This window comes from Pseudoalteromonas sp. S2721, from assembly GCF_005887425.1.
In the GTDB taxonomy this organism is placed as follows: domain Bacteria; phylum Pseudomonadota; class Gammaproteobacteria; order Enterobacterales; family Alteromonadaceae; genus Pseudoalteromonas; species Pseudoalteromonas simplex.
The window spans coordinates 1-19,589 of record NZ_PNCZ01000024.1; the positions used below are offsets into that span (position 1 = coordinate 1).

At 41.7% G+C, this 19,589-nt stretch carries 18 protein-coding genes and 1 tRNA gene; 3 read left to right on the forward strand and 16 right to left on the reverse strand.

The annotated features are described in order from the left end of the window. Nucleotides 1-37: 37 nt before the first annotated feature. Together CWC02_RS09870 and CWC02_RS09875 are read right to left on the reverse strand one after the other, a co-directional pair. Nucleotides 38-361, reverse strand: a complete 324-nt coding sequence (locus tag CWC02_RS09870) for a c-type cytochrome (RefSeq protein ID WP_054552448.1) — start codon at nt 359-361, stop codon at nt 38-40. Between the two features lie 103 nt (nt 362-464). Then, on the reverse strand, nt 465-1,004 hold the full coding sequence (locus CWC02_RS09875; protein ID WP_063701878.1) for a DUF2058 domain-containing protein: 540 nt from the start codon (nt 1,002-1,004) through the stop codon (nt 465-467). 232 nt (nt 1,005-1,236) lie between these two features. Between CWC02_RS09875 and CWC02_RS09880 the strand changes: the two genes are divergently transcribed. Continuing rightward, entirely contained in the window at nt 1,237-2,373 is a 1,137-nt protein-coding gene (locus CWC02_RS09880) for an MFS transporter (RefSeq protein ID WP_138617984.1), read from the forward strand. Here CWC02_RS09880 and CWC02_RS09885 read toward each other — a convergent pair. Then, a complete protein-coding gene (locus CWC02_RS09885; RefSeq protein WP_058583962.1) occupies nt 2,340-2,840 on the reverse strand; it encodes a prolyl-tRNA synthetase associated domain-containing protein in 501 nt (166 codons plus the stop codon). The genes CWC02_RS09880 and CWC02_RS09885 overlap by 34 nt on opposite strands. Further along, a complete protein-coding gene (locus CWC02_RS09890) occupies nt 2,841-3,227 on the reverse strand; it encodes a putative periplasmic lipoprotein (protein ID WP_054552444.1) in 387 nt (128 codons plus the stop codon). Between the two features lie 165 nt (nt 3,228-3,392). On the opposite strand from CWC02_RS09890, the gene CWC02_RS09895 reads away from it, so the two are divergent. Further along, nucleotides 3,393-3,468 (forward strand) — tRNA-Ala (locus CWC02_RS09895). 143 nt (nt 3,469-3,611) lie between these two features. Here CWC02_RS09895 and CWC02_RS09900 read toward each other — a convergent pair. Together CWC02_RS09900 and proB are read right to left on the reverse strand one after the other, a co-directional pair. Continuing rightward, nucleotides 3,612-4,859, reverse strand: coding sequence for a glutamate-5-semialdehyde dehydrogenase (locus CWC02_RS09900; RefSeq protein ID WP_138617986.1), 1,248 nt, complete (start codon nt 4,857-4,859; stop codon nt 3,612-3,614). Next, complete coding sequence (proB, locus tag CWC02_RS09905) at nt 4,856-5,962, reverse strand: glutamate 5-kinase (protein WP_138600167.1); 1,107 nt, start codon at nt 5,960-5,962, stop codon at nt 4,856-4,858. The genes CWC02_RS09900 and proB overlap by 4 nt, the downstream gene beginning before the upstream one ends. Nucleotides 5,963-6,880: 918 nt before the next feature. On the opposite strand from proB, the gene CWC02_RS09910 reads away from it, so the two are divergent. Beyond that, nucleotides 6,881-8,740 (forward strand): cation:proton antiporter, encoded by a 1,860-nt coding sequence (locus tag CWC02_RS09910; protein ID WP_138600166.1) that lies wholly within the window; start codon nt 6,881-6,883, stop codon nt 8,738-8,740. Nucleotides 8,741-8,788: 48 nt separating this feature from the next. Here CWC02_RS09910 and CWC02_RS09915 read toward each other — a convergent pair whose 3' ends face one another. The 10 genes from CWC02_RS09915 to tsaE form a co-directional block, all read right to left on the reverse strand. Beyond that, nucleotides 8,789-9,397 (reverse strand): tetratricopeptide repeat protein, encoded by a 609-nt coding sequence (locus tag CWC02_RS09915; protein WP_138600165.1) that lies wholly within the window; start codon nt 9,395-9,397, stop codon nt 8,789-8,791. A gap of 111 nt (nt 9,398-9,508) precedes the next feature. Continuing rightward, nucleotides 9,509-10,822, reverse strand: a complete 1,314-nt coding sequence (locus CWC02_RS09920) for an adenylosuccinate synthase (protein ID WP_054552439.1) — start codon at nt 10,820-10,822, stop codon at nt 9,509-9,511. Between the two features lie 225 nt (nt 10,823-11,047). Beyond that, the gene (hflC, locus tag CWC02_RS09925; RefSeq protein WP_054552438.1) at nt 11,048-11,926 is read right to left on the reverse strand and encodes a protease modulator HflC; all 879 of its coding nucleotides are present in this window, start codon (nt 11,924-11,926) and stop codon (nt 11,048-11,050) included. A 5-nt stretch (nt 11,927-11,931) separates the two neighbouring features. Further along, nucleotides 11,932-13,098, reverse strand: coding sequence for an FtsH protease activity modulator HflK (hflK, locus tag CWC02_RS09930; RefSeq protein ID WP_054552437.1), 1,167 nt, complete (start codon nt 13,096-13,098; stop codon nt 11,932-11,934). A 91-nt stretch (nt 13,099-13,189) separates the two neighbouring features. Continuing rightward, nucleotides 13,190-14,479 (reverse strand): ribosome rescue GTPase HflX, encoded by a 1,290-nt coding sequence (gene hflX, locus CWC02_RS09935; protein ID WP_054552436.1) that lies wholly within the window; start codon nt 14,477-14,479, stop codon nt 13,190-13,192. Nucleotides 14,480-14,496: 17 nt separating this feature from the next. Beyond that, on the reverse strand, nt 14,497-14,760 hold the full coding sequence (hfq, locus tag CWC02_RS09940; RefSeq protein ID WP_054552435.1) for an RNA chaperone Hfq: 264 nt from the start codon (nt 14,758-14,760) through the stop codon (nt 14,497-14,499). 80 nt (nt 14,761-14,840) lie between these two features. Next, on the reverse strand, nt 14,841-15,758 hold the full coding sequence (gene miaA / locus CWC02_RS09945) for a tRNA (adenosine(37)-N6)-dimethylallyltransferase MiaA (protein ID WP_138617988.1): 918 nt from the start codon (nt 15,756-15,758) through the stop codon (nt 14,841-14,843). Between the two features lie 15 nt (nt 15,759-15,773). Then, on the reverse strand, nt 15,774-17,618 hold the full coding sequence (gene mutL / locus CWC02_RS09950; protein ID WP_138617990.1) for a DNA mismatch repair endonuclease MutL: 1,845 nt from the start codon (nt 17,616-17,618) through the stop codon (nt 15,774-15,776). A gap of 23 nt (nt 17,619-17,641) precedes the next feature. Beyond that, nucleotides 17,642-18,949, reverse strand: coding sequence for an N-acetylmuramoyl-L-alanine amidase (locus tag CWC02_RS09955; RefSeq protein ID WP_249364094.1), 1,308 nt, complete (start codon nt 18,947-18,949; stop codon nt 17,642-17,644). Between the two features lie 66 nt (nt 18,950-19,015). Continuing rightward, nucleotides 19,016-19,489, reverse strand: a complete 474-nt coding sequence (gene tsaE / locus CWC02_RS09960; protein WP_138617994.1) for a tRNA (adenosine(37)-N6)-threonylcarbamoyltransferase complex ATPase subunit type 1 TsaE — start codon at nt 19,487-19,489, stop codon at nt 19,016-19,018. Nucleotides 19,490-19,589 lie beyond the last annotated feature (100 nt).

Here is a 19,589-nt window from a genome sequence, read left to right on the forward strand (position 1 = left end):
CATCAATTGATGTGGCCTTTTCACGCTAAAATGGTGTTTATTTTACTTGTGATAAGTAATCAGCAATTGCAGCCATTTCTTCTTCAGATACGTTTGCAACCATTGCTTTCATCGCAGCAGCCATACCGTTGCTACGCGCACCTGACTTAATGTCTTTCATTTGTGCTAGTAAGTACTCTTTATTTTGACCATTTAATTTAGGGTACTGAGGCATGATAGGCGCTTTACCTTCTGCACCGTGGCAAGTTTGGCAAAGCTTAGCTGTGTATAGTGTTGCACCATCCGCAGCCATAGTGTTGAAAGATAGGCTTGCAGCCATTGCAATGCCAGCCCCACATAAAATTTTCGTGATCTTGCTCATATCTATTTTCTCTTTTTTGACGGGTTATTAAACATTTTCTTTAGTGTAGACCATGATTTAACAATATTGCACCCGAAAATTGTAACGGCAATAGAAACAGTCACTACCAAATTAAATCATCAGGTACTTCAAAATCAGCATACGGATCATCTTCATCCTTTTGCTTATCTTCAGGCTCAACATGGAACACTATGTAGTCTTCGCTGACTTCAGCGACTTTTCGTGCTGGTTCGTCTTCCAGTACAAAAAATTGGCCTTCTAAAACACAAATTGCTAATCGGCCACCAGCTAGGGCCTTTTGTGTTTTTTCATTTACTTCGAGCTCTTTCACTTTATTTTGATAAGTGAAGTTAAATGTGCGATCACCACGGATTTCATCTTGGTTGTGATGCTCTAAAATCTGTTTAACGCGCGCTACTTGCTCACGTTGCTTTTGCTCTTCTAAACGCGCTTTATTAAGCTCGTCGGCTTTTTTCTGCTGCTCAAGCTTAGTTTGTTCAATATGTTTTTGCAGATCGCTAGGATTACTCGTGGCGCCTTTCTTTTTCTTCTTTTGCTGTTTGCGCTTTTCTGTTTTGGCTACTTTAGCTTTATGTGCCGTAGTAAGACCAGCTTTAAGTAATTGATCTTGTAATGAACCCATGACGAAATTCCAATTTATTAATGCGTATTAGGGTTATTTTAATCAGCTCTGCCAACAAATAACAGTACTGAGCCCACTTGATTCACAGCAATCGAGTATATTGATATGAGATTAACACGCGATGAAATCATGACATATTGATTTAACGCAAGATTTATCATTTTAGTCGCCTTTGAACTTGTAAAAAAACCTGTACCCGATAAGCTAGGGCTTTTCCTCTTGGGAGCTAAAAATGCAGCTGCGACATTTGTTACTTTGCTCTGTGTTTATTTTCTTTGTTTTATACGCCCCACAACCCTTACTTGGATTATTTGCCAGTCATTTTTCTGTATCGCCAGCCACTGCTGGTAGCTTAATGACCGCAACTATGTTGCCACTAGCCATTGCTCCTTTAGTGTATGGCTTGTTTTTAGCTAAGCGAAACCCACTCACAATTTTAAAGATTGCCATGTTTGTGTTAGCAATCAGCTGTATCGCTTTTACTTTAGCACCAAGCTTTGAGTTGCTATTGCTGGTTCGTTTTATACAAGGGATCACTCTCCCTGCGGCGCTCACCGCTATGACCAGTTATATTGGTGTGACTTTTCAGGCCGACCAATTACAACGTAATATGACACTTTACATTGGCAGTACCATTGTTGGTGGCTACTTCGGACGTATGCTCGCCGCCTTGTTTACTGACTTTTTAAGCTGGCAAAGTTTTTATTATGTAATTGCGCTTGGGTTAGTACTATTTGCACTCGCCATTCCTAAATCAAACAAAGGTGCGAGTATTCATGCTGCCAAGTCGCCGCTGTTGTATCTAAAGCAATTAAAAGATCCGTTGGTATTAAAGCTCTACGGAGCAGTGTTTTGTATGTTCTTTTGTTTTGCGGCACTGTTAAATTATTTACCTTTCATTCTGCAAGACAGTTTTGCTATCACTAACACCCGAGACATCGGACTGGTTTACAGCGGCTACTTGCTGGGCGCGCTGGCTTCCATAGCCACACCTTGGCTGTTACGAAAGTCATCAACACCTTGGCGTTTACTAACCTGGGTTTTTGTATTCTATAGCCTGACGATGGTGTTATTGATGAGTCAACAGTTACTATTATTTGTGGTTGCTTTTACTGGCTTTTGCGGTGCAATGTTTGTGATCCACTCAAGTGCCGCTCCATTGGTAAATAAAATCAGCAGCGCACCTGCAAGTGTCACCAATGGCGGTTATGTCTCGTTTTATTATAGCGGTGGGGCATTAGGTTCATTATTGCCAGGGCTGGTATATCAGCAACACGGCCAAGTTGCCTTTATGACCGTGCTACTTTTAGTCTGCTTAGTAGGTTTAAGCTTAGTTTATTTGGCTGGTAGAAATACAATGCGTGGTTGATGCCCGGTACTTTCAAAAAATAGCTCTAAGTCCTCTTTTTTCATCAGCCAAGTGGCGGTATTTTCAAAAGGGTGACAATGAAAAAGTTCGTTAAACCAAATTTCTTGGTCTAGCCAAAGAGTGACATTATTTTGCTTATCGTTTAACAGTGCTAACATAGAAACACAGCCCGGTGGCACTTTAAGATAACGCGCTAATCGCTCATCAGATGCAAACCCTAAGCGCGATAACCCCTGCTGCTGAGCAATGGCTTTTAAGTCGAGCTGCTTATCGTGAGCAGTGATCACTAAAAAGTGGCGCTTACCTTCATTATCTCGTAAAAACAGGTTTTTTAATCGAGTGCCCGGTCTATCGAGCATAAACTTATCGGCATCTAAGCTGCCGTGTAATGGTGGATGCTCAATCACATCATAATTAATATCTAATTGAGCTAGCGTAGCAGCTAACTTGCTTTTATCTGCATACATTTACAAACAACGTCCTCGTAATTGCACACTTAAATCACGCCATAATACTTCGTCAATAACGTGTTTATCGTCGCAGTATTGTCGCTCTTTAAGCTCTTCATTTAATAATTCAACCGCTTGGTCTTCTAGCATAAGTTTTAAGTTGCTCGACTCTTCAAATACTTCTTGCTCGGCAAAATCTTTAAACTGCCGGCGTGTCATTGGCTTATCGAGATTAATCGGGCGTCTGCCCTGTGCTTTAACTGACACCACATAGGCAAAGATTTTATTGCCTTGCTCGTCATTCTTTTCGTAAAACTGTTTATTATTGATTTCAAAAGGAGGCGCTTCTTCTTGGCTTGCGCAACCGGCAAGTAAAACAACCAAAAGCCATGCTATTTTTTTCATTATTGGATAAGCCTTAAACAGTGAATGCGCTTTAGTCTACCAAAAATAAAACTACAGAGTAAAAATTCGAACATTTTAAAAAAAATACTTGACCACAAATGCAAAAATATTTAAAGTTCACCCCGCTTGAGACGCAAGACTTAAGCATCCTGTATTTAGGAATGTGGGGCTATAGCTCAGCTGGGAGAGCGCCTGCCTTGCACGCAGGAGGTCAGCAGTTCGATCCTGCTTAGCTCCACCACTTTCCTACCTCTTTTTAGGCAATCTGCCAAATTAAATATCTAAACAAACTCATATTCATATTTCGATTCATTTTATTTATTTGTTTTAGACACAAAAAAACCGAGCAAAGCCCGGCTTTTTAAAGCAATTACTTTTTAGTGATTACTCACGAATTTGGCCTTCGCCATTCACTAAGTATTTTTCAGTTGTAAGTGACTCAAGACCCATTGGACCGTAAGCATGTAGCTTAGTTGTCGCAATGCCAATCTCGGCACCTAAACCTAACTGTGAACCATCAGAAAAACGCGATGATGCATTAACCATTACCACAGATGCATCCACACTGCGTTGGAATAACTGCGCCGCAGCTTGGTCTTTAGTACAAATCACTTCAGTGTGGTTTGAACCAAACTTAGCAATATGATCAATGGCACCGGCAAAGTCAGGTACAACTTTAATTGCGATTTCTAAATCTAAGTACTCTTCACCAAACTCGTCGTCAGCAAGTACTGTTGCATTATCAAAGTACTCGGCAGCTTTCGCATCTGCATTTACTTTAACGCCTTCTTGACGAAGAACAACTGCACATAGGTTTAAAAACTCATCAGCGATATCTTGATGAACCACTAAACCTTCTAGGGCATTACACACACCTGTACGCTGGGTTTTACCATTTAATAGTAAATTGATTGCTACGTTCAGATCAGCGTCTTTATCTACATAAAGGTGACATACACCTTTAAAGTGTTGGATCACTGGAATAGTACTGTTTTCTGTTACAAAATTAATTAAACCTTCACCACCACGCGGAATGATTAAATCAATAGTGTCACGCTGTTGCATCAGCTCCATGAGCAGACCACGGTCTGGATCTGGGATCACTGAAATCAACGCAGCAGGTAAACCATGCTTTTCAAGTACTTTGTGCATTACACTTGCGATTGCTTGCGAGCTGCGAAGTGCTTCTTTACCACCACGTAAAATAACACCATTACCCGATTTAAAGCATAACGCACCGGCATCAGCCGTCACATTCGGGCGTGCTTCATAAATCATACACACAACACCAAGTGGTACGCGCATCTTGCTGATCTTAATACCGTTTGGACGCTCTGAAATTTCACGTAATTGGCCTACAGGATCATCAAGGCTAACAATTACTTCAATGCCTTCAGCCATTGCTTCAATACGCTCATCGTTTAGCGTTAAACGGTCAATCATAGACGCAGCAAGGTTATTATCACGTGCTGCCGCTAAATCGCTTTCGTTCTCTTTGATGATAAACGCTTTGCTTTCGCGTAACGCCTCTGCCATCTCAGTTAACACTTGATTCTTAGTAGCAGTATCAAGTAAAGCTAACTGGGTTGCAGCTTTTGCAGCTTGACTCGAAATATCCGTAATTAAACTCATGACTTCTCCAATAATGCGATATCTTTCTCTGAAACAACTGGGCCGATTGAATCTTGCATTTTTTCGCTAAATTCACTTTGCTCGTTGTCAGCAATAAAATTCAATAAACAGCTACTGTAGTTCGCTGTTGCTTTTGCTAGACGCGTACCATCATCACTACGAACTAAAATGGTATCGCCTACGCCAAATTCTCCGTGTACTGCAACGATTTCATCGCTACGAATACAACCGTCTTCATCTTTTAATGATTCATCGAATGAACCTTCAACGACAACCTCACCCTGCTCGTTAGCTGTGTGAGTCATCCAATGCACTGCTTCTTGCATCGGTTTCTCATATGGTTTGAAGATAGTACCTGGGTTGTCACCCGCAAGCAGTCGGTTAAATGTCTCTTCTTTAAAACCATTTAAAATAAAGGTTGTAATACCATGTGAAGTGGCTTTTTCTGCCGCTTCGATTTTCGTTTTCATACCACCTGTACCAACGGCACTGGTTGCACAACCGGCCATGGCGTAAATTGATTCATCGATGCTATCAATTTCTGGTAAAAGCACTGCATCTTCATGTAAATTCGGATTTTTGTCATAAAGACCATCAACATCCGAAAAAATCATCAATGCATCTGCGTCCGCCGCTGCGGCTACCATTGCCGACAAGTTATCATTGTCGCCAACTTTTAAATCATCAGTTGTTACCGTGTCATTCTCATTAATGATAGGTAATACACCATGCTCCAGTAAGGTGAAAACTGTTTCACGAATACTGGTATAACGCTCACGGTCACGTAAGTCACCATGAGTTAATAAAATCTGTGCTGATGGGAAATCAAAGAAACGATCCCACATCGCCATCATTTCTGTCTGACCGGCAGCAGCCATTGCTTTTTTCATCGTCACTGAACGCTTTTCTTGTTCAGGGAATAAATGCGAACCAGCAGCTACCGAACCCGATGATACTAAAATAACTTCGATACCTTGCGCTCGACAGCGAACGATGAACTGTGCAATGGTCAGTAAATAACGTGAGCGACACCCGTCTTGTTCGGGTGCGATTAATGCGCTACCTACTTTTAGTACTATACGTCGCCAATTTAACTTTTGCATAACTGTTCAACTTTCCATTTTACTATCTGTTCAGTGCCAATTTGCCACTGATTAAAAGACTCGCGTTTAGCTTTACTAAACGCACTGACTATTATCACTTTGCCAAACAACTTATCTATGCACACGACTACGCCACGCAAGTACTGCGATTAGATATAGCACAACTTTTATTCAGTCAGTAGACCAAACGGTTATAAACCATAAGTTGATAAAAAGAGATAAGTGTTGTTTATGTATCGCTGTAAAAAGCTGTGTGAGGCTTTTATTAATAACAACATACATAGAGCCTATACAATCTGGTACACCAACAGATAGGGTGTAGATTGTATGACCGAGATTTAGCTGCCACGATGGGAACTAAACATTGACCAGATAATGAACTTATATTCTATTCAACACGTAATAAATACACACTGAACACGGGGAAGCTCATTTCTATTTAATTAGAAAACAAAGTGTATAAAACACTAAAATTGTTACAAACAATTGATTATTTATAGGTAAAGCTCTAGAAAACTGTAGCAACACCGATAAACATTTAGATATCAAATTGTTTGAACACGAAATATAATACGGGAAATTAGGGGTAAAGATCAAGGGCGAAAAGTAATCACAGCTTTTATACTTGCCATAAATAGGAAAAATAAATATTTTTTAACAATAAGTTAGATCACCATATGTTAGCCCTAATGATTTTTTCTCTGCAAACCTGACTTTTGTTTTAGATATAACCCCAAAAAGTAGTAATAACGACTAAAATCGTATTTGAAGCATCAAGTTTGCTTGTGTCTATAGTGATGAGTAAGCTTTAATAAGCAGGCAATTTTATTTCAAAGGTCTAATTGAGGATTGCATTACATCATAAATAATGTGATTCGACCTTTTTTGAACAGTAGTAACAAAAGGATAATTTATTCTATGTCAGCAATTTATATAGCAGGGATCGCATTGTGCTCAGTATTAGCACAGTGGGTCGCATGGGCGTTTCGCGTACCCGCTATTTTATTTTTACTACTAACAGGTTTAGTTTTAGGGCCATTTAGTGGCGTACTAGAACCTGACGCTCTACTGGGTGATTTACTCTTCCCTGTAGTTTCTTTAAGTGTGGCGGTGATCTTATTTGAGGGTTCACTAACCTTACACTTCAGAGAGTTAAAAGGGATTGGTAAGGTAGTTCGTAACCTCTGCTCTATAGGAATGCTCACGACTTGTTTAGTAATCAGCTTCAGCGCTTATTGGATTTTAGAGCTGAACTGGCGAGTTGCTGCAGTACTTGGAGCGGTGCTTGTTGTAACTGGACCTACAGTTATTGCGCCGCTGTTAAACTCTATGAGACCTACTCAAGATATTGACCGCATCTTGCGTTGGGAAGGTATTGTTATAGACCCTATAGGTGCATTATTCGCAGTACTAGTATTTGAAGCTGTCATGCTTGTAGGTCAAGGCGAAGTACTGAGTCATACCATTATCGCGCTCTTTAAAACCCTGGGAGTTGGTTTAACCATTGGTGTCGTTGCAGGTTGGCTTACCACATTGCTGATACGCCGAGAATGGCTACCATTTGAGTTACACAAGTTTGGCATTTTAGCCTTAGTACTGATTAGCTTTACGGTTTCGAACCACCTAAGCCATGAATCTGGCCTACTCGCTGTTACCGTGTTTGGTATTTGGCTTGCTAACCAAGATGATCTCGAAATTGACTCTGTGCTTGAATTTAAAGAAGACCTTTCGATGATCTTAATTTCATCACTGTTCATCTTACTTGCAGCCCGACTACAGCTATCAGATTTAATGATGTTACATAGCGATGTGTTTATTTTCTTAGCCATCGTGCTTTTTGTGGCTCGCCCAGCCTGTATTGCAATATCGACCTTTAAAACTGATTTACCACTTAAGTCTCGCTTAGTTCTGTCGTGGATTGCACCACGGGGTATCGTTGCTGCTGCGGTGGGCTCTGTATTTGCTCTAAGTATGGTCGAAGCTGGCATTGCCGATGCTGAAAAAATAGTGCCACTTATATTTACTGTAATTATTATTACTGTAGTACTGCAAAGCCTTACAGCAACACCGTTGGCAAAGTTATTAAAAGTACGCCAGCCTGCGCCAAATACTATTTTAATTATTGGCGCAAACCATGTAGCCCGTGCTATTGCTTGCGGCTTAAAAGATCAAAATATTCCGGTGCACTTATCTGATCCTGCATGGGAAAACTGTAAAATGGCACGCATGGATGGCTTACCTTGTTACTATGGTAATCCGCAGTCAGAGCATGCGGAGCGGTATTTACCATTAACAACAATTCGTAGCGTACTCGCGCTTTCACCGAACCGCCATCACAATGCATTAGGCGTACAATACTTCTCGCATTTGTTCGACGAAAAGAATGTATTTTCTTTGCGCTCTTCGACTAACCATGCAAAAGCGAATAAAGACAGTGCGACCTTCTTGTCACGACAAATTCTGTTTGGCGACAATGGCGCTTATGCCCGTTTAAGCAGCTTAATTGCCAAAGGCGGCAAAGTTAGTGCGACGCGTATTTCTGAAGAGTTTAGTTGGGATCAATATAAAGAAGTTAATAGCGAAGCAATCCCATTATTTATTTTAAATGGTGAAAAAAGCGATGATGACGATACGCCTATTAAAATTCGCCCGTTCACTACAAATATGGAAAAACCTCCACAAGTAGGTGAACGTATTGTGGCACTTCAACCGCCTAAACTATCGGTGCTAAAAGACCCGAACAACGGCAAACCGAAAGAAAATAAAGAAGAGAAATAACAGTAAGGCCAGCATTAGCTGGCCTTTTTTATATGTATTTGTATTTGCCTACATAGGTAAACGGGCGCGTGCAACGACGCTGTCTGGCATTTTTTCGGCAAGCTTAGCGAGTAAATTTTCGACTTTCTTGTGAGTTGCTTTATCGGCAACCATTGAATGAAATAACCAACGGTAGGCGTCTTCATAATCGCGCGGGCTGCCATAACCTTGATTAAATAGATTAACCAAACGCATTTGTGCCTTTAGGTTACCTTGAGCTGATGCTTCTCGTAAATAGGTCACCGCCATTGCTTTATCTTGCTGCACTAACTGACCTACATCATAGTAGCGACCTAGTTGCTCTAATGCCGCACCAAGCCCTTGCTGGGCAGCTTGACGCATGTAATAAACCCCTAACTCTACATTACGGTCTACACACACCGCATAAGCTAGCATATCGCCATACAAGAACTGATACGATGGCAGTGCCATTTTATTGGCTCGCGCTTCGATATCTTGCACTAACTGGCAATCATCTGCCTTGACACGTGCAAGGTGTGTATTTTTATTGATCAAGCCTATTAACTCGCTCTCTGTGTAAAGAGGCACAGCTGTGATAGGCTCTTCAGCCATACTCAGGCTTGAGAAGAGTAATGTTAAAGGCAATAAAACACGCATCAAAATCACTTAAATAAAGTCAGTCTTAGCAAATAATATACAAATATTATACCAAGTGAATTTTAGGCACAAAAAAAGCTGCCGAAGCAGCTTTTTCAGTCACTATGAGAATTATGCAAATGGGCTGCGTAATACCATAGTTTCTACACGGTCTGGGCCAGTAGAGATGATATCAACGGGAACACCAGTGATTTCTTCAATACGTTTGATGTAATCAAGTGCCGCTTGCGGTAATTGATCAACTGACGTAGCACCTACTGTGTTTTCTGACCAGCCTGGCATCTCTTCGTATACTGGTGTTACTTTCTCGTAACCTTCAGCTGCTAATGGTGTAACGTTCGTTACTGTGCCATCTTCTAACTGGTAACCAGTACAGATTTTTAATGTTTCTAAACCGTCTAAAACGTCTAGTTTAGTTAAACAGAAACCTGAGATGCTGTTGATTTGCACTGCACGGCGCATTGCCACTGCGTCTAACCAACCTGTACGGCGTAAACGACCTGTCGTCGCACCGAACTCATGACCTTTATCACCTAGGTGCTTACCAACTGGATCTTGCTTATCAAGACCGTCGTAAAGCTCTGTAGGGAATGGACCAGAACCTACACGTGTAGTGTAAGCTTTGATAATACCTAACACGTAATCAAGGTGTAATGGACCAAAACCAGCACCAGTCGCTACACCACCAGCTGTTGTGTTTGATGATGTTACGTACGGGTAAGTACCGTGGTCGATATCAAGTAATGTACCTTGCGCACCTTCAAATAAGATGTTGTCGCCCGCTAAACGCGTTTGGTCAAGAAGCTCAGTAACATCAACAACCATTGCTTTTAAGATATCTGCGATAGCCATTGCATCGTCAAATGTCTTTTGGAAGTCAACTGGTTCAGCTTTGTAGTAATGCTCTAAAGTGAAGTTATGGTATTCCAATACTTCTTTAAGCTTGCTAGCAAACTGTTCAGGATTGAATAAGTCACCTACACGTAAACCACGACGTGCTACTTTATCTTCATAAGCTGGACCGATACCACGACCTGTAGTGCCAATTGGCTTATCGCCACGTGCTTTTTCACGGGCTAAATCTAATGCAATGTGGAAAGGTAAAATTAATGGACATGCTTCGCTGATTAATAAGCGCTCACGTACTGGTACGCCACGCTCTTCTAGCATGCCAATTTCTTTCATTAATGCTTCTGGTGATAAAACAACACCATTACCGATCACACACTTAACATTGTCACGTAATACACCCGATGGAATAAGGTGTAAAACCGTCTTTTCACCGTTGATTACCAGAGTATGGCCTGCGTTATGACCACCTTGATAACGAACTACTAAAGATGCTTTGTCTGTAAGGAGGTCAACTACCTTACCCTTACCTTCGTCACCCCATTGGGTGCCTAGTACAACAACGTTTTTACCCATTGCAAATTCACTTAGAAAAAATTAGGACGAGATTTTATCAGAAAACGAGGTGAAAGATCACCCCGTTTAGCTTATTTTTTCTGCGCCTGAATTTTTATCTTCTCAATTACTTAAACAACTACATGCAGAACAGAGGTTTATAAAATTGTTAAGAATAAAAATTAATCACTTACAGAGACAAAAAAGCCCCACAAATTGCGGGGCTTTTGATCATACGAGTATTACTTACTGTACTTTTGTACCTTTCATATAATTAAAGAAGTCGCTATCAGGTGAAATTACCATCACGTCTTGTTTATCTTTAAAGGTATTTTTGTATGCTTCTAGGCTGCGCATAAAACCAAAGAATTCAGCGTCTTTGTTATATGCATTAGCATAGATAGCAGCAGCATCAGCATCACCTTGACCACGTACTGTACGAGCATTACGTTCAGCATCTGCCAGCATTACGGTTACACGGCGGTCTACTTCTGCGCGAATTGTCTCAGCTTTTTCTTGACCTTCTGAACGGTGCTCTTTAGCTACTGCAGTACGCTCAGCACGCATACGCTGGAAGATTGAGCTACTCACTTCTTGTGGTAAGTTAATTTGCTTAACACGTACGTCAAGTACTTCAATACCTAGCTCTTGCGCACTTTCAGACGCTTGAACTAACGCTTCTTCCATCAATTCACTACGCTCGCCAGAGACAATCTCTTTGATTGTACGAGAACCGAAATTAGTACGAAGTCCATTGTTCACCTTTTGCTTAAGCAGTGTTTCAGCATATTGCTTATCACCACGGGCACGTAGGTAAAATGCACTAAAGTCATTAATGCGCCACTTCACATAAGAATCAACGATTAAGTCTTTTTTCTCACTAGTAACAAAGCGGTCAGCTTCACCATCTAGCGTTTGAATTCGTGCATCTAAGCGACGTACTTGGCTAAAGAAAGGTACTTTTAAGTGTAAACCTGGGCCATATACTACAGCGTTATCGTCACTGTCTTTTTCAACTTTGCTGAATAATAAGACAATTGCTTTTTCGCCTTCTTGTACAACAAAAATCGCAGAAAAAGACAGCACAACTGCAAGGGCAAGTATTACTAAACTAAAATTTTTCATCTTACTTATCTCCCCTCATTAAAACGGTCAGTTGCGAAACGATCATTACTTGAATTAACCGTGCTGTTACGTGATGGGTTTAACTTATTGCGAAGATCTTGAATATCACTTGAGCTTGGTAGCGCAACACGCGTTGCTGTACCTTGCTTTTCCATGATTTTATCAAGCGGTAGATACATCATATTATTACCGCCCTCTACATCAACTAACACTTTAGAGCTGTTACCTAGCACTTCTTCCATCGCATCGATATATAAGCGCTTACGGGTTACTTCTTTCGCAGCTTGGTACTCAGGTAACAGTTTTTCAAAACGTGCTACTTCACCTTGCGCTTCTAGAGTAATACGCTCACGGTACGCTTCTGCTTCTTGTGTCATTCGCGTAACTTGACCACGGGCACGAGGCTCAATTTCACGAGCGTAAGCCTCAGCTTCACGAATAAAGCGTTCTTCATCTTCTTGTGCAGCAATAGCATCATCAAACGCGTCTTTTACTTCACCCGGCGGACGTGAATCTTTAAAGTTCACATCGCTTACGATAATACCTAAGTTGTAAGGCTCAATGATTTTGTTTAGTTCATCCCACGTTTGTTGGCGCACTAACTCACGACCAGTTGTTAGCACTTGGTCCATTTTTACATGACCAATCACATAACGAAGAGCACTATCAAGCGCTTGTTTCAAGCTGCCATCTGCGTCGGTTACGCTAAACTTGTATAGGTGTGGATCGATAACACGGTATTGTACTTCAAACTCTACATTTACCACGTTCTCGTCTTCTGTCAGCATGAAACCTTTTGCAGATAACGAGCGAACCGCTTCAATATCTACAGGGATCACGCGTTCAATGAAGGTCATTTTCCAACGTAAGCCAGGTTCTGCAATGCGATTGTATTGTCCAAATTGTAAAACAATACCGCGCTCGGCTTCTTTTACCGTGTAAATACCACTTAATGCCCATACAATGACGGCAATAATAAGGATGAAAGAAATGCCTGCGCCACCAAGTCCGCCGCCGTTTTTACCTGGCTTATTACCACCAAATAAACCGCCAAACTTGTTGCCGAATTTACGCATTACCTCGTCTAAATCAGGTGGGCCTTGATCTTTTCCGCCTTTATTATTCCACGGATCTTTATCATTGCCATTATTACCCGGTTCATTCCAGGCCATAGCTATACTCCATTGTTATCTAAATGAATTAGGTTAAATCTATCAAATCTACAGCATTTCTCATACTAAAAAAGACAAATGCTGGCGATTTTTAATCAGTCACTACAAAAGAGTCGAGGTCTTGTCCCATCTCTTTTTTCAAGCGATTCCATTCTGCCATTGGCAAGCGTACCGATAACAACCAGTTTCCTTGCTCATCAAAACGTTCTTGATGAACTGCGTTTAAGTTGAATAATGCTGCACGAATACGACCATGTTGTGGTGGTAATTTTAGCTCATCAGCAAACATCTTCTTGGCAAGTAACTCATTAATTGCCTCACTTAGCAGTTCACAGCCAACGCCAGTGCGCGCCGACAACCAGACTCGTACCGGTTGACCTTCGTCGTTTCTATCTATACGTGGCGCAACGTCATCTAGCGCATCAATTTTGTTATAAACCAATAATTGCGGCACTTCATCTGCTTCGATTTCTTTTAAAACAGACTGTACTTGCTCAATATTTTCTTTTCGACGAGGGTCTGCCACATCGATAACATGCAACTGTAAATCAGCTTCACGGGTTTCTGTTAAGGTCGCTTTAAATGCTGCAACAAGGTCATGAGGTAAGTGACGAATGAAACCTACCGTATCCGCTAAAATAATTGGACCTATATCGCCTATATCTAACTTACGTAAGGTTGGATCTAGGGTTGCGAATAGCTGATCAGCAGCATACACATCTGAGTCAGTAATACGGTTAAATAACGTTGATTTACCCGCATTGGTATAACCTACTAGTGACACAGTTGGAATTTCATTTCGCGTACGCGCACGTCGCCCCTGCTCACGTTGAACAGCAACTTTATCTAAACGGGCACGAATATTTTTAATTCTTGCGCGCAGTAATCGTCTATCGGTTTCGAGCTGGGTTTCACCCGGACCACGTAACCCTATCCCGCCTTTTTGTCTTTCAAGGTGGGTCCAACCACGGATCAAGCGAGTAGAAATATGGCGTAACTGAGCTAACTCAACCTGAAGTTTACCTTCGTGAGTTCGCGCTCGCTGCGCAAAAATATCTAAGATCAAACTCGTACGATCAAGAACGCGGCACTGGCAAACGCGCTCTAAATTGCGTTCCTGTGACGGGCTAAGTTGATGGTTGAAAATAATGACATCTGCATTGTGGATTTTGACAGTTTCAGCGATTTCTTCTGCTTTTCCGGTCCCGACGAAAAGTTTCGGATGCGGTGCTTGACGACTGCCTTGCACAATCGCCAAACTACTAACACCAGCAGAAGATACCAACAACTCTAATTCGTGAAGATCTTCGCGATCTCCTTCTTTAGGTAAGTCGATATGAACTAAAACTGCCTGTTCGCCGGCTTCATAACGGTCAAACAAGCATTACGCTCCTAAGTTTAAAAATTTCCAGATTCTTGCTCTTCTGAATCATCACTTCCTTGAACGCCTTGGAAGTTAACAGAACGCGCTGGAACAACAGTTGAAATAGCGTGTTTATACACCATTTGATTTACGGTGTTTTCAAGTAAAATAACAAATTGGTCAAATGACTGGATTTTACCCTGCAATTTAATGCCATTAACCAAAAAGATTGATACTGGAATGCGCTCACGACGTAACGCATTTAAAAATGGGTCTTGTAACGACTGGCCTTTTGCCATGTTATTTTCCTTCGTTCTAGGTGTTATTATAATTAAGTAGCTGAACTAATTTAACAAAGCTAAAAAACTTCCAGCTACTACTAGCTTAGCGAACTTACTACACGTTGCAAGTTTTCTTCATCACCCGTAGTCAACCAAATTACTTCAGGCCAACCTCTTAACCAAGTCAGTTGTCGCTTGGCTAACTGCCGTGTGGCTGCAATACCACGAAAGACCATTTCATCATAGTCAATTTCGCCAGCAATGTAATCCCACATTTGTCTATAACCCACACAACGAATCGAAGGTAGGTCTGGGTGTAAATCCTTACGTTTATATAGGGATGAAACTTCATTTTCAAACCCCTGATCGAGCATTATTTTAAACCTTTTCTCAATTCGCTGATGTAATTCACTGCGATCATCAGGTGCAATGGCAAATTGATAGAAAGTATAAGGAAGCTCAGGCTGCTTTTGTTTTTGCAGCTCAGTCATTGTTTTACCTGTTATACGATACACTTCTAATGCACGATTAATTCTTTGCGAATCATTTTCGCTCATTTTTTTCGCTGCATCAGGATCGATTTTCACAAGTTCTTTATGCAAATGTGGCCAACCAAACCGCGCTGCTTCTTTTTCGAGTTCAGCACGTACTTCAGGTGATGCCTCTGGTAGCGGTGATAAGCCATCAATAAGCGACTTAAAATACATCATTGTACCGCCAACCAATACAGGTACTTTACCTTGCTGATGAAATAGATCAATCTTTTCAATTGCATCACGGCGAAAATCTGCCACTGAATAACTATCTGCTGGGTCAATAATATCAATTAAGTGATGCGGCGCACGAGCAAGCTCTTCGGCATTTGGCTTTGCCGTGCCGATGTCCATATCTTTATAGACTAATGCTGAATCAACACTGATTATTTCTGTGTTTAAATGCTCACACAGCGAAATTGCTAAATCTGTTTTCCCTGCAGCGGTTGGTCCCATTAAAAAAATGACGGGTAAGTTATTCAAGCCTAAATACCTTGCTTAGTTTAAAAACTGAGATAGTTCTATTTTAACTGCTTTTTGACGTAAAAGTTGCATAGTTTGTGGATTATTTTCTAACCGAGCCACTTGCTCCATAAAGGCTTGGCTTGCGTAATAACGTGTTGGTATTTGTTGAGTTAACCAAGCTAACCATTCATCGAGTGAACTTGGTGAGGCTTTGCAGCCAGCAATAAGCCGCTCAATAGCATCACTTACATCAAGTAAATACACGCAAGGCGGAAGCTTTTTAACCATCACAAACTGTTTTTCTATTACTAAATCAAAACCAAGTAAGGTAAACCACGACTGCTGAGCATTTAACGCGCTAATATCATCAGCACTTGCATTTACTCGCACAGGTAACAACAAGGCTTTGCCATCAAGGCTACCTGCTTGCTCTACGTGCGCTTGCCAGTCGAGTGCTATTGCATGCTTAAAGTGCGCAGCAAAGAGTTGGTTGTCTTCACTAAATACGCACTCGCCTTCTCGTACATGAATAAGCTTGGCAAGTTTTGCTTGCTCTACAACCGGTGCTGTAACACTTGGTTCAGGGCTTACTTGGTCAAAATGCGCAGCATGTTGCTCGCTGATCCCTTGATAAAATGCATTGACATCTTGGTGAGATGTTTTACTGCGGCCCTGGCTGTCACTACTAAAACCACCGCCAGAGCGCCCTGCTCCAGTTGCCCCAGAATAACTCACTGAACGTGTCGGCTGTAATTCAGATTTAGGGTAATCATACTGCTCTGTTGGCGCTGATTGAGTAAAACTTGGCTGTGTGCTGCTTGAGTGCGCCTCATCAAACGGAGCATGCTGAAAAGCAGTGTCATTATGCTCTGTAAAACCAGCTTCGTGCTGAAGCGGCACCACCACTTGTTTTATTGCCTGCAGGATAAAGTCATGCACTAAACGGCCTTGATGAAAACGCACTTCATGTTTTGCTGGGTGCACGTTTACATCGACCTGACGTGGGTCAATATCAATATAAATGACAAAACCGGGTAGCTCTTCTGAACCTGCGACTTCTTCAAAGGCTTGGCGGATTGCATGCAAAATGAGTTTATCGCGCATCATGCGATTATTCACATAGGTATATTGCGTGCTATTCGTTGAGCCCACGGGCAATACCCAACCTCGCAACATCAAACCTGCTTCACCTGACTGAATATGCAGCCCCTGTTCACTAAATGCTTTACCCGCCACTTGTGCAACACGGCTTATCGCTTGCTCAGGGTTTGGTTTAGCACGGTATTGACGCACGACCTTGCCATTATGAGTCAGGGTGATAGAGACATCAAAACGACTCAGCGCAATACGCTTTATGAGCTCATCAATATGTGAAAACTCGGTTTTCTCGGTGCGAAGAAATTTACGGCGCGCAGGGGTGTTAAAAAATAAGTCTTTCACCTCAATGGTGGTACCATCAGGGTGTGCCGTTGGCTTAATCTGCACCGCCATATCGCGGCCTTCAGCAAACGCTTGCCATGCAGCCTCTTGCTGCTTTGGCTTTGAGCTTAAGGTTAACCGCGACACTGAGCTAATTGATGCTAACGCTTCACCACGAAAGCCAAGTGAACAGATGTTCTCTAGGTCATCGAGTGACTTAAGCTTACTCGTAGCATGGCGCGACAAGGCTAATGTTAGCTCATCTTTATTAATGCCAGAGCCATTATCGCGAATGCGAATAAGCTTATGACCACCACGCTCAATATCTATTTGAATGCGCGTTGCGCCAGCATCTAAACTATTTTCTACCAGCTCTTTAACAACGGATGCTGGGCGTTCAACCACTTCTCCCGCAGCAATTTGGTTAGCCAATCGCGCGGGTAGTATTTCTATACTCATAGTGTTCCTAACACGAAAATTGACTAGCTTTGAGGAATATCAAGCTCTTGACCAATAAATAAGGTATTTGATTTTAAGTTGTTGGCCGTTTTTAGCTTACTCACAGAGGTGTTATATCTGCTTGCTAAAATACTTAACGACTCACCAGGGCGAACTTTGTGTTTAGTCGGAAACTGCGACTTTAACTTAGCGAAAAGCGAGTCATCTGGCGGGTTTTGCATATAGTAATTTTTAATCGAGGTGAAAATTGCTTTAGCTAAGCGCTCCTGATGCTGCGCCGTTTTTAGCATTCGCTCTTCGCGTGGATTCGAGATAAACCCAGTTTCGACCAAAATAGAGGGAATATCTGGTGACTTTAATACTGCAAGGCTCGCCGCTTGTGGGCGTTTCTTATGCATTTTAGCCACTTTCCGTAATTCGCTAACCACTTCTTCTGCGACACTAAAACCTGTTTTCATCGAGTGATCCATCGACATATCTAGCAGTGCTTGTGCTAAATATTTTTCGCTTGCAGTATCTTTTAATACCCCAGCTGCACCACCTAAAAGCTCTGAGTGTTTTTCTTTATCCTCAATCCATTTACCAATTTCTGAATTTGCACGGCGCAGTGATAGCACCCACACTGAGGCACCGTTTGGCTGCGGGCTAGTAAAGGCATCCGCATGAATCGACACAAAGAAATCAGCTTTTTTCTTACGAGCTATGCTAGTACGGGTGTTTAGATTTACAAAGTAATCACTGCGGCGCACCATACGCGAAATCATGCCTTTTTCAGCATCTATCATTCGCTCTAAGCGCTTCGCTATTTGTAGCGTAATATCTTTTTCATAAGTGCCTGACGGGCCAATTGAACCTGGGTCTTCACCACCATGACCTGCATCAATGGCAATAACAATATCGCGTTCTTGATTAAGTTCGCGTTTTTTCACACTGGTATTGGTCGAAACAACGGGCTCAGCCTTCGGTGTTTTATCAACAAGGTCAACCACTAAACGATGCTTGTAGGGATCAGTTGGTAGTAAAGCAAATACAACAGGTTTACTGGCACGGGCTAGCTCAAAGACAAAACGCACACTTTTGCTGTCTTTTGGTTTTGAGTAACGCAGTTTGGAAACAATCTGATGCTTTTGAGGAATAGCAGGCAAGCTATCTAGTTTGTCGGTATTTTTTAAATCAATGACTAAACGAGCTGGATTTTTCAGCATGAAATAGCTGAAATCAGGCTTATCGTTTAAATCAAAGACCACTCGAGTGCTGTCAGGTGAGGGCCACACTCGTACGCTATTGATGGTATTTTGTGCAAGCGCAATCTGGCTAACAACCAATAACATCAAAGTAGTTAATAGTTTAAACGTACAACGACCCATTTTTACTAATACACCTTTATTTTTATATGTTTATTCTTGCGCGCTCGTAAGTTGCTGAACGATAGTCTTACCACGCTCGGTTAAGCTATTAATTGTAATAGCACGCGCCTCGCCTTCATAGCGTAGGGTGATATCAAGATCTGGTGTTGGAATAAATTCGCCGCCTTTTTCAGGCCATTCCACAACACAAATAGCCTGTGGTGAAAAATAGTCACGAATTCCCATATATTCAAGTTCTTCAGGGTCACCTAAGCGATATAAATCAAAGTGATAGACATAAGCTTTAGCTAATTGGTAAGGCTCAACCAGTGTATAAGTTGGACTCTTAACCTTACCTTGATGACCGAAACCTTGCACGATACCACGGGTTAATGTCGTTTTACCGGCACCTAAATCACCATGTAAATAGATGACTGCCCCTTGCTCCATCAAGGTTGCAAGTTGCTTACCCATATTAACCGTTGCTGCTTCATCAGCGAGTGGAAAACCAACACTGTCGGTCATTATTACCTCATGAAAAACTAAAAACACATTACTTTGTTAATCATACCAGAATAATTTTGTAAGGCGAGAATCACTCTTATGACTAATTTGACAAAAAAAA